The sequence below is a fragment of the Pseudomonas costantinii genome, from assembly GCF_001870435.1.
In the GTDB taxonomy this organism is placed as follows: domain Bacteria; phylum Pseudomonadota; class Gammaproteobacteria; order Pseudomonadales; family Pseudomonadaceae; genus Aquipseudomonas; species Aquipseudomonas costantinii.
This window is the reverse complement of the sequence record NZ_MDDR01000058.1, coordinates 1-11400: the sequence shown is the minus strand read 5'-3', so window position 1 is coordinate 11400 and position 11400 is coordinate 1. Positions and strand designations below refer to the sequence as shown.

The following is an 11400-nucleotide window of genomic DNA, read 5'->3' as shown; positions in this document are numbered from 1 at the left end:
CCCAGAAGAAACTCGCCCCACCGGCCAACTGCCGTTCGAGAATGACGTGCTGATCGTCGTACCGATAAACCTCGCTTTCACCTACCGCGTTGGTCGCCGAAACCAACCGGCCGGCGCCGTCATAGGCGTAGGAAATGACGTTTTGCTCAGTGACCCAGACAAACGGGCCCGGTCCCTCGGCCCGATGAACTTGGTACTCCACCGCAACAATGCGACCGAGTTCATAGCGCAAAAGCAGCGAACGGCCGACACCGTTATCCAGCCGCTCAACCCGCCCCAACAGATCACGAAAAATCCGCAGCCGGTTGTCATACCCATCGCTGATGGCTGTCAGCACACCATCGCGGAAGTGATAGAACCGCGACGCCTGCGCCAGCACCAACTCATCAGGCAATGAGCCCAAGTAAATCGCCGCTTCGGCCAAACTATTGGAAATCGCCGGACGAGAGGCAGTGGGCAACGGAAACTCAGTAATGCGATTCTCGTGATCCGTCCAAACCACCAAATCACCCACCACCGAGAGTCGCTGCGCCAGCGAATGACTCCAGCCAAACCCCAACCCGCAATCCACTTCCACCGCACTGGTGCGATACAACCGCGTCCACTCAAACGGCAAAATCCCGTCCAGCGCACCATCGGTCAGGGTCAGTAACTCCTCCCCGGTCACCATCGACACCGGGCAACCGTTGGTAGCCGTCTTATCCGCAGGCGCCGCCGCATCCCCGTTCGGGTTCTTCCCCGAGGCAGGCACATCATCGACATGCTCCTGCCTGACCAACGCCGTCCGCTGCGTCTTGCTACGAACCGCAGGCACCGGGTTCGAGACCAAAGTTTCCCCAGCCTTTAAGGGCACAGCCGGAATCGTCTTGATCGACGTCGCCGCGCTACCGAGCAACAAAGGCTTCACTGCCTCGGCGTGCGCTTCCAACTTGGGCACCACAAGCTGCTCAGCCAGCGTCTCCAACCACTTGCGTGCACGTCCGGATTTGATATGACTCAAGACCTGAACACCCAGGCGAATCCGAACCCCCATGCCTCGCGTCGACCAGATCAAAAACAGGTTGATCAACACCTCGCCGGTGATTTCCCCCATCAACTCATTCATTTCCGGCGGCGGTAGCATCCGCATCCAACTGACCATTGCCGACGCATAGATAAACAACAGCGGCTCATCGCTAAGCACCAACAAGCCACTGGCAATGGCGTCGTTACCCAGCTTCAAAAGCTCATCAAGTTCGGCTTGGGAGATGTAGTGCAGCAACTTCTCGCTGTTAGGTTTTATGTCTGCCAGCAAGTCATACAGCTGCGTGATGTTGTCCCACAGGCTGTAGAGCGCGTTGCCCATGCCGCTGAGAAATGCCGCTTCCAGCATCCTGCGTCGGTCAAGCGGCTTGGCGTCCGTATAGTCTTTCCACTGCGCTTGAAAGGTGCTGTTCCATTCTTCGCGCAGACGAACTTCCAACCCCTCGATCACAGACTGATAAGACGCATACAGCGCCTTGACGTGATCCTTGGAAACGTTGGGATAAAAATTGATTCGGTACTTCTGGTTACGATCACACTCGTTGATTTCGAGGATGCCGCTCGGGCCGATGGTCTTGTAGATCGGTTCGCCCAGCGGGCCGCCTTTGGGGTCGACGCGTTGTAGTACCACCGGCGTGTTGCCGATGGGCACAAATCGCGAGCTCTGAAACATGTGCACCAGGGTCAACGTGCCATTGGCTTGGCAGGTGGCGACGGTGCTGCTGGGAATGATGGAGCGGTTGATGGGGGCGACCAGCGCCACCTCTTCTCCGACCTTGAATACCTGCTCGACATCCAGCGCCGAAAAGCTCCAAAAGCTCTCAGCCCACTCGTCAAAGGTGTTCAGGCATCCCCGGAAATCACGCAAGACGCTCTCAACATCGATCGTCTTTACATCCATTGGGGTCAGGGCCAGCCTGCCAATGGCCGGATTCAAAACGCAGCCCCATTAATCAGGGCATTAACGAAAAAAACCATCTGCAATCCCTCGCACTGTGTGATCAGGCGAAGGACTTTGCAGAGGTTTTCAAGAAAGGGCTGTAGAGCTTATCCGGCTGTTACGTGGGACGTTTCAGCAGCTTTTGTGCTCTTTCGTTCAAGCACCAAACTGCACAGCGCTGGCAGGAACAACAGCGTCAATACCGTGCCCACCAACACCCCACCAATCAGCACGTAGGCCAGGGACGACCAGAACACCGATAACGTCAGCGGAATAAATGCCAGCGCCGCTGCCAACGCAGTCAAAATCACCGGTCTTGCTCGGCGCACTGTGGCTTCGACGATTGCCTCACGAGTCGCCATGCCGTGTTCCTGGTTCTGGCGAATCTGGTCGGTAAAGATCAGCGTGTTGCGCATCAGGATGCCACCAATCCCGATCAAGCCCAGGATCGCGTTAAACCCGAACGGCTGATTGAACAGCAGCAACGTTGGCACTGCGCCAATCAAGCCTAGGGGGGCGGTGGCGAAAACCATGAACATCACGCCGAACGAACGCACCTGGAACATGATTACCGTGAGGGTCAGCAAGATCATGATCGGGAACAGCGCCGCCAGGGCGACGTTGGCCTTGGCGCTTTCCTCCACGGGGCCGCCGATGTCGACCTGGTAACCGGCAGGCAGTTTGGCGATCAGCGGTTGCAGGTCTTTGTACACGGCCATTTCCACGTCGGGCGGTTGTACGCCGTCGATGATGTCGGCGCGTACTTCCACGGTGGTCGCACGGTTGCGGCGTTTGAGGATCGGTTCTTCCATCACCGCCTGGAAATGCCCGACCTGGGCCAACGGCACCGAGGTACCGGCGCTGTTGGTCAAGGTCATGTTATTGAGGTTGCCGAGGTTCTCGCGCTGGCTGCCCTGGGCGCGGGCGATGACGGACACGGTGCGATTACCTTCGCGCACTTCAGTAATCGGGTTGCCACTGAGCAAGGCATTCAACTGCGACTTGACGTCATTGGGGGTTAAGCCCAACAGGCGCAGGCGGTCTTGATCCAAAATCAGGCGATAACCGCTGGCGCGCTCGCCCCAATCGAGGAAGGCGTCCTTGGTCAGCGTGTTGGCGGCAACGACTTTGCGTACGTCCTCGGACACACCACGCAGCACATCGATGTTCGGACCGGACACGCGAAACACTACCGGAAATGGCACGGGTGGACCGAACAGCAATTGCGTGACGCGTACTCGCGCCGCTGGAAATTCACCGGCGGCAATACGTTCACGCATCCGCCGTTTCAACGCGTCGCGGGCATGGGAATCCGGGGTTTGCACGATCAGCTTGGCGAACGCGGGGTCTGGTAACTCGGGGTTCAGCGACAGGAAAAACCGTGGCGCACCGCCGCCTACATAGGTGTCGACCAAAAGGGTTTGTGGTTCCTTCATCAAGGCCTTTTCCAGCTGCGCCGCCACCGCCTCGGTACTTTTGAGCGCACTGCCAGGCGGCAAATACACCTCGAGGATCAGTTCGGAGCGATCGGAGTTGGGGAAAAACTGCTTATTCACCACACCCATGCCCAAGCCACACAGCACAAACGCGGCTACCACCAACCCGGTCACCCGCCAGCGCCTGCGCACACAGGCTTGCACCAGGCTGCGCAGTTTCTGGTAATAGCGCCCGGCATAAATGGCGTCGTGGCCACCGGGCACCGGTTTGATCTGCGGCAGCAATTTCACGCCGAGGTAGGGGGTGAACACCACCGCCACCAGCCAGGATGAGATCAACGCAAAGCCGACGATCCAGAAGATATTCCCGGCATATTCTCCGGCCGCCGAGCGGGCAAAACCCACCGGCAGGAAGCCGATGATGGTCACCAGAGTGCCGGTCAGCATCGGCGCCGCCGTTGAACTCCAGGCGAAAGTGGCGGCGTGAATCCGGTCAAAGCCTTCTTCCAGTTTCACTACCATCATCTCGATCGCAATGATCGCGTCATCCACCAGCAACCCGAGGGAAATAATCAGCGCGCCCAGGGTGATGCGGTCGAACTCGCGCCCGGTGAGCAGCATGATCACAAACACCACCGACAAGGTCAGCGGCACCGCAGCGGCGACCACCAGCCCTACACGAAAACCCAGGGCCAACAGGCTGATGATCATCACCACGGCCAGGGCAACGAAGAATTTCAGCATGAACTCATTCACCGCCAGGCTGATGTTTTTCGCCTGGTCGGAGACCTTGGCGAAGTTCACGCCCAAAGGCAGGTCAGCCTGGATTCTGGCTTCCTGGGCCTTGAGGCTTTTGTCCAGTTCCAGACCATTCCAGTGCTTCTCCATGATTACGCCGAGCATCAGCGCCGGGTCGCCCTGGTGGCGAATGCGGTAGCTGGGCGGGTCTTCATAACCTCGGCTGACGGTGGCCACATCGGCAATGCGCAGCACGCGGCCGTTGACTTCCAGGGGCACGTTTTCGATCAGCGACAGGCTGTCGAACGCACCGTCAATGCGGATATAAGCGCGGGCACCGGCGGTTTCGACAAAGCCCGATGGGGCCACTGCGTTTTGCGCGGCGAGGGCGGCAAAGATCTGGTCAGGCTTGATGCCCAAGGTCGCCAGGCGCTCATAGGAAAACTCGACAAAGATCCGCTGGGCCTGCTCGCCAAGGATATTGACCTTCTTCACCCCGGGCAGGTTGAGGAAGCCCTGGCGAAGCTCTTCGGCCATTTGCACCTGTTGCCGATGCGGCAGGTGTTCGGCTTCCAGGGCATACAGCGCAAAGTACACATCGGAGTATTCATCGTTGAAGAACGGGCCGATCACGCCCTTGGGCAGTTTCGCGGCTTCATCGCTGAGTTTTTTGCGGGTCTGGTAGAACAGGTCCTGAATTTCGCTGGGGCGGGTGGACTCCTTGTAGGTCATGCGCATCGACACAAAACCCGGCTGGGCGATGGTCTCGACGCGGTCGTAGTAGTCCAGCTCCTGCAGGCGTTTTTCCAGGCGATCGGCGACTTGTTCCTGCATTTCCTGGGCGGTCGCGCCGGGCCAGGCGGCGGTGATGGTCATGACCTTGACGGTAAACGACGGGTCTTCGGCGCGCCCCAGTTTGCCGAACGAGAAAATCCCGGCGGCGAGGATCGCAATGATCAAAAACAAGGTGACCGCGCGGTGTTTGACCGCCAGTTCAGAGAGGTTGATGCCGCGCATGCTCAATGGTCCTGTTTGCGGTTGAGGGCCAGTGCTTGGGCCGGTAGCAGGCGCACTGCGTCGCCGCTGTGCAGCAGGTGCGCACCGAGGGCAACGATGATTTGGCCGGGTGCCACGCCGCTGTCGAGCAGGGCGTCTTCCTGGCCGAGGCTGGCGACGTTTACTGGGGCGAAACTGACCTTGTTGTCATCGCCGATCAGCCACACGCCGCTGCCAAGCCCTGCGTCTTGCAACGCGCCGATGGGCACGCGGGTTTGCTGCGCCTGGCCGTTGCCTTGCAGGCGTACGGTGATGGTGGAACCGAGGGCGAAACGCTCGACGGCGCCGTGCAATACGTAACGTGCGCGGTAGGTGCGGGTGGTGGGATCGGCGCTGGCGGACAGCTCGCGCAGGGTGGCGGTCACGGCCTGGTCCGGGGCGCCGAAGGGGAAGGCCAGGGCTCTTTGTGAAGCCTGGTCGCGCTGGTTTTCCGGCAGGTTGACGATGGCTTCGCGGGCGCCGTCATGGGCCAGGCGTGCGACGATTTGCCCTTCGGCGACGACTTGGCCGCGATCGACGCGTACGTCGGTGATGATGCCGTCGCCATCCGCCTTGAGGACCGAATAGGTGCGACGGTTTTCGATCTGGCTGGCGTCGGATTGCGCCGAGGCGAGTTCGGCCTCAGCCACGCGCAGGTTGGTCGCCGACTGATCGAAAATTTGCCGCGACACCGCGCCGGTATTGGCCAGGCGTTGGTAGCGGTTTTCATCATCACGGCGTTGGCGCAGTTGCGCCTGGGCGGCGTTCACGCGGTTTTTCGCCGAGCGCAGCGCCAGTTCGAAGTCGCCGATGTCCAGCACCAGCAAGGTGTCGCCACGGGAGACGTGCTGGCCGGGGTCGACCTTGCGCTCGATGACCTTGCCACCGACTCGGAAGCCCAGGTCACTTTCAGTACGCGCCGCGACCACGCCGGTATAGGCGCTTTGCTGGGTGCCGGCGGCTTCCACTTTCGCGGCTAGAACCGGGCGGGGCAGGGGCACTTCGACGGCGGTGTCGGCCTTGCTGTTACAGCCGCTGAGGATGATCAACAGGGCCAGGGGCGTGAGAAGACGCAGGGGGAGAGGGTTCATGGCGGGCTCCGGGGGACCATTGGATAAAAAATTATGGACATAATTTTTTGCTCATATTATGGTCGAAATATAAATTAATCCAGCCCCCGGATAATCCCCATGTCGAACGCCCCGGCCCCTTCGCGTAGCGTGTTGTTTTTACTGGTGGCCCTTACGGCACTGGGTGAGGTGTCGACCCAATTGATCATCCCCGGCCTCGGCGCCATTGAGCAGGCGCTGGTCGCGCCGCCGGGTTCGGCGTTGATGGCACTGTCGGCGTTTGTCGCCGCATTTGGCCTGGGGCAGTTACTGTTCGGGCCGCTGTCGGACCGTATCGGTCGTCGCCCGGTATTGATCGGCGGGTTGGCGCTGTATGTGTTGGCCACCCTGTCGATGCTGCTGGTCAATGATATCGACTCATTTATCGCCGCCCGTGTGCTGCAAGGCCTGGGCGCCTGCGCCGCGCTGGTGTTGGCGCGCACCGTGGTGCGTGATGTGTGGAAGGCCGAAGCGGGGCCCGCCCTGGCGCTGACCATGATCGGCATGCTTTACGCCATTGTTGTTGCGCCCATGATCGGCGGTCTGCTGATCAAGCTGCTGGGCTGGCGTGCGCCGATCATCCTCGCCCTGGCGATTGGCAGCGTGGTGTTGCTGGTGGCGTTGTTGTTCTTTCGCGAGAGCAACCACCACCTAGACCCCAAGGCTGGCCACTGGCGCACCCTTGGCGGGCAGTACCTGGATGTGCTCAAGGGCCGCCAATATCGCGCGTTCGCGGTGACGCTGGCGTGCACCTATGGCGCCATGTTCGCGGTGATCGCCGGTTCATCGGCGGTGTACATCAACCTGCTGGGCCTGAGCAGCCTGGAATACGGGATTAATTTCGGCGCAATGGTGTCGATGCTGATCGTCGGTTCCACCTACACCCGGCGCACTATCATGCGCCTGGGGCCGCAGCGGATTGTAGCGATGGGCGTGACGCTGGTGGCCACCGGTGGGATCTCGGCGGTGGTGATTTATGAACTGTTTGGCCTGTCGGTTTTGGGCCTGGATATCCCGATTGCCCTGGTCACCCTTGGCGGCGGCCTGGTGTTGCCAGGCTCCGTGACCGGTGGGGTGATGCCAAACGCACACCGCGCTGGGTTGGCGGCGGGTTTGATGGGGTTTTCACAGATGTTTGGTGCGACGTGCAGTGGCCTTTTGCTGAGCCATCTGCGTGATGGCAGCGCCACGCCGATGATCATCATTCAAGCAGGTTTTGCGGTATCGGCCTTCGTAGCGTTCCATCTATTACGCCAGCGCCCAGTCAAAGAATTGTCCTATACATAGAACGATCAGGGCTGCTTTTGCCGGCTAGTACTCAAGCGCCGGCAGCCTTATGGTGTAGACACTTTGGAGGTACACCATGAAAAAATTGATCGGTATCTACACCAGCCCCCGCGCCCATTGGGTCGGCGACGGTTTTCCGGTGCGCACGCTGTTTTCCTACGACTCGATGGGTAAGCACATCAGCCCATTCCTGTTGCTGGACCACGCCGGCCCTGCCGATTTCACACCTACCGAACAACGTCGCGGCGTCGGCCAGCACCCTCATCGAGGCTTTGAAACCGTGACCATCGTCTACGATGGCGAAGTCGAGCACCGCGATTCCACCGGCGCCGGCGGCAAAATCGGCCCTGGCGACGTGCAATGGATGACTGCGGCCAAGGGCATTCTCCACGAAGAGTTCCATTCCCAAGACTTTGCCCGTAGCGGTGGGGCCTTGGAAATGGTGCAACTGTGGGTCAACCTGCCTGCCAAGGACAAAATGGCCGACGCCGGTTACCAAACGATCGTCGATGGCGATATTCCGGTGCTGCCGTTGGCCAACGATGCCGGACAACTGCGCTTGATCGCTGGTGATTTTGCAGGTGCCAAGGGCCCGGCCCGCACCTTCACGCCAATCGACGTGTGGGACCTGCGCCTTAACGCCGGTAAAGCGGTCACGCTGGACCTGCACGCCGGGCGTAATACCGCCTTGGTGATCCTGCGCGGTACGGTGCTGGTCAATGGCGAGGAAGTTGCGCGCCAAGGGCAATTGGCGCTGTTCGAGCGCGACGGTGATCAACTCACGCTGGAGTCCAATGACGACGCCAAGGTGTTGCTGCTCAGTGGCGAGCCGATCGACGAACCCATCGTCGGCCACGGCCCGTTTGTGATGAACACCGAGCAGGAGATTCACCAAGCATTTGCCGACTTCCAGTCGGGCAAGTTCGGGCAGATGCAGGCTTAACTGCCCACCGCCAAACCCCTGTGGGAGCTGGCTTGCCTGCGATCGCATCACCACGGTCTAGCTGACAGACCGAGGTGCTTGCATCGCAGGCAAGCCAGCCCCACATTTTGTTTTCCAGCGTTCTCAATTCATGCGATCTTCTGGACATTCGCCCTGGAGTCGCCTGGATGCCCTCATTTATCGCTGATCACCCGATGTTGTGCGCCGTGGCGCTGATCTTTATCGACATCGCCGTGTGGCGTCTTATTTCCGTCAACCTCTCCAACTGGAAGCTGGCGGCACGGTTGGTGATCTTTGCCGTGTACAGCGCCGTGCTGTTCAACGACGGCATGAACCCCATGCAACTTGCGCCGTATGCCGATAACACCGCTTTGCACCTATCCGCCACTGCCTTGCAGATTGGTTGGTGGCTGTTCGCTGCGCGCACCCTGACGGTATTACTCGGCACGGTGATGATGCAGCGAGTCGGGCATGGCGGGCGGTTATTACAGGACCTGATGGGGGCAGTGATTTTCCTGATCGCGATCATCGCGGCCATGGCCTACGTGCTCGACCTGCCGGTCAAGGGTGTACTCGCCACCTCCGGCGCCGTGGCGATCATCGTCGGCCTGGCGTTGCAAAGCACCTTGAGCGATGTGTTTTCCGGGATCGTCCTCAACACCACCAAGCCCTACCAGATTGATGACTGGATCTCCATCGACGGTACCGAAGGCCGCGTCACCGATATCGACTGGCGTGCCACACGCCTGCAAACCTCCCAAGGCAGCATGGCGGTGATCCCCAACTCCCTGGCAGCCAAGGCCAAGATCATCAACTTCTCACGCCCGGCGGACATGTTCGGCCTGGCAGTCAGCCTGCAGGTCAGCCCCCATGCGCGCCCGCAAACCGTGATCGAGGCGCTGGAGCGCGCGATGCAAGGTTGTCGGCCGCTGCTGGTGAAACCGGCGCCCAGTGTGGCGTTCAAGACCTCGGCCAGTGGCGGCGTCGAGTATGAAATCAGCGGCTTTGTGCCGGCCATGACGCTTAAGCGAGAGGTGCGCAACCAGCTTTACGATTTGGCCTTTCGGCACCTTCAAGCGGCGGGCGTGGGTTTGTTGTCCGCCACCGAAAGCAGCGCACCGCCTGCGATTTCCGGTGCGCGGGCGTTGTTGGAGCGGTCGTCGATCTTTTCCACCTTGCGTCAGGAGGAGAAAGACACCTTCAGCCAGAACATGACCCTGCATACCTACCGTGCGGGCGAGATGATCTTGCCGGCGGGGGAGGTCAGTGATCATTTGTTTATCATCGAGTCGGGTGTGGTTTCGGTGATGTTGGTCAAGGGTGGGCACAAGTTTGAAGCCGGGCGCATGGGGCCGGGGGAGGTGATTGGCGAGGCGGGGATTTTGTCCGATAAGGCGGCGTTGGCGGACTTTTCGGCGAAGACGTTTTGTACGCTGTATCGGATCGAGAAGGAGTATTTGAAGCCTTGTCTGGATGCGCGGCATGACATCAGTGAGGCGATGAAGGCGCTGTTGGATTTTCGTTTGCACACGGCGCAGGCGTTGATTCAGGACACGCCTGTAGTGCCGGTGAAGAAGGGGTTTATGCAGTGGCTGAGGGGGCGGGGGTTGTGACGAAAGTTATGAATACATGGGGGACTGTCATAAATTTTGTGTTCGGGCATAACATGTTGAAGAGGTGCATGTATGCCGACCAAAAAGAAACCGGCCCGTGAGGCCCAGCGCGACCTTCCATCGATTCCAAAAGAGCTGATCGACCAGTTCGTCAGTGGCCCGATGAGTGCCGAAGCCATTCAGGACGCCTCGATGGCGTTCAAAAAGGCGCTCATCGAACGAGCCCTCGGTGCCGAACTGGGTCATCACCTTGGCTATCCTCAGGGCGCGGAGCGCCCTGAGGAGTCGAGCAATCAGCGCAACGGAAAAAGCGGTAAGACAGTGTTGACCGATGACGGCCCACTTCGCCTGGATATTCCCCGAGATCGCGATGGAAGCTTTGCGCCGATCTTGATCCCCAAGCATGAACGCCGTTTTACCGGCTTTGACGACAAAATCATTGCGATGTACGCCCGAGGCATGACGGTGCGTGAGATCCGTGCGTTTCTGTCGGAACAGTACGGAACAGACGTCTCGCACAACTTCATCAGCTCGGTGACCGACGCCGTTTTGGAGGAAGTCACCGCTTGGCAACAACGGCCGCTTGAGCCGATGTACCCAGTGATTTTCTTCGATGCCTTACGCGTCAAAATTCGCGATGAAGGTTTGGTACGTAACAAGGCTATCTACTTGGCGCTGGGTGTTTTACCAGACGGCACGCGAGATATTCTGGGCATTTGGATTGAGACAACCGAAGGCGCTAAGTTCTGGATGAAAGTCTTCAATGACCTGAAGATCCGGGGTGTCGAGGACGTCTTGATTGCGGTAACTGACGGTCTGAAAGGCATGCCCGAAGCCCTGGCTGCAGTGTTTCCTGACGCGACATTGCAGACCTGCATCGTTCATCTGATCCGTAACAGCCTTGAGTACGCACCGTGGGATAAGCGTCGCGAACTGGCAAAAGCACTGAAGCCGATCTATCAAGCGCTTAACGCGGACACGGCCGAACAAGCGCTTCTGGCCTTCGAAACAGGGCCTTGGGGCAGGCAATATCCGACGGTGGTAGCTGCTTGGAAGCGCGCTTGGGATCGCGTCATTCCGTTCTTCGTGTTTCCCCCGGCGATACGAAAAGTGATCTACACAACGAACGCCATCGAGAGTATCAATGCTCAATTGCGAAAGATCATTAAGACCCGAGGCCACTTCCCGACGGACGAAGCAGCGACAAAGTTGATCTGGCTGGGCTTACGCAATATCACTGCGAACTGGGGCAGCGCAGCTCATGATTGGAAGAATG

General features: G+C 59.5%; 7 protein-coding genes. 4 read left to right on the top strand and 3 right to left on the bottom strand.

Annotated features, from left to right (window positions below):
• The 3 genes from BFL40_RS29490 to BFL40_RS29480 all read right to left on the bottom strand — a co-directional run.
• The coding region (locus BFL40_RS29490; protein ID WP_177217209.1) for an RHS repeat domain-containing protein at positions 1-1924 on the bottom strand (1924 nt) is incomplete at its 3' end.
• 146 nt (positions 1925-2070) lie between these two features.
• Positions 2071-5154: an efflux RND transporter permease subunit gene (locus tag BFL40_RS29485; RefSeq protein WP_071487249.1), complete on the bottom strand. Its 3084-nt coding sequence runs from the start codon at positions 5152-5154 to the stop codon at positions 2071-2073.
• Positions 5155-5156: 2 nt separating this feature from the next.
• Positions 5157-6263, bottom strand: coding sequence for an efflux RND transporter periplasmic adaptor subunit (locus BFL40_RS29480; protein ID WP_071487248.1), 1107 nt, complete (start codon positions 6261-6263; stop codon positions 5157-5159).
• 99 nt (positions 6264-6362) lie between these two features.
• On the opposite strand from BFL40_RS29480, the gene BFL40_RS29475 reads away from it, so the two are divergent.
• The 4 genes from BFL40_RS29475 to BFL40_RS29460 all read left to right on the top strand — a co-directional run.
• The gene (locus BFL40_RS29475; RefSeq protein ID WP_071487247.1) at positions 6363-7568 is read left to right on the top strand and encodes a multidrug effflux MFS transporter; all 1206 of its coding nucleotides are present in this window, start codon (positions 6363-6365) and stop codon (positions 7566-7568) included.
• Positions 7569-7644: 76 nt separating this feature from the next.
• Positions 7645-8511: a pirin family protein gene (locus BFL40_RS29470; RefSeq protein ID WP_071487246.1), complete on the top strand. Its 867-nt coding sequence runs from the start codon at positions 7645-7647 to the stop codon at positions 8509-8511.
• 167 nt (positions 8512-8678) lie between these two features.
• A complete protein-coding gene (locus BFL40_RS29465; protein ID WP_071487245.1) occupies positions 8679-10124 on the top strand; it encodes a mechanosensitive ion channel domain-containing protein in 1446 nt (481 codons plus the stop codon).
• Between the two features lie 72 nt (positions 10125-10196).
• The coding region (locus tag BFL40_RS29460) for an IS256 family transposase (RefSeq protein ID WP_071483370.1) at positions 10197-11400 on the top strand (1204 nt) is incomplete at its 3' end.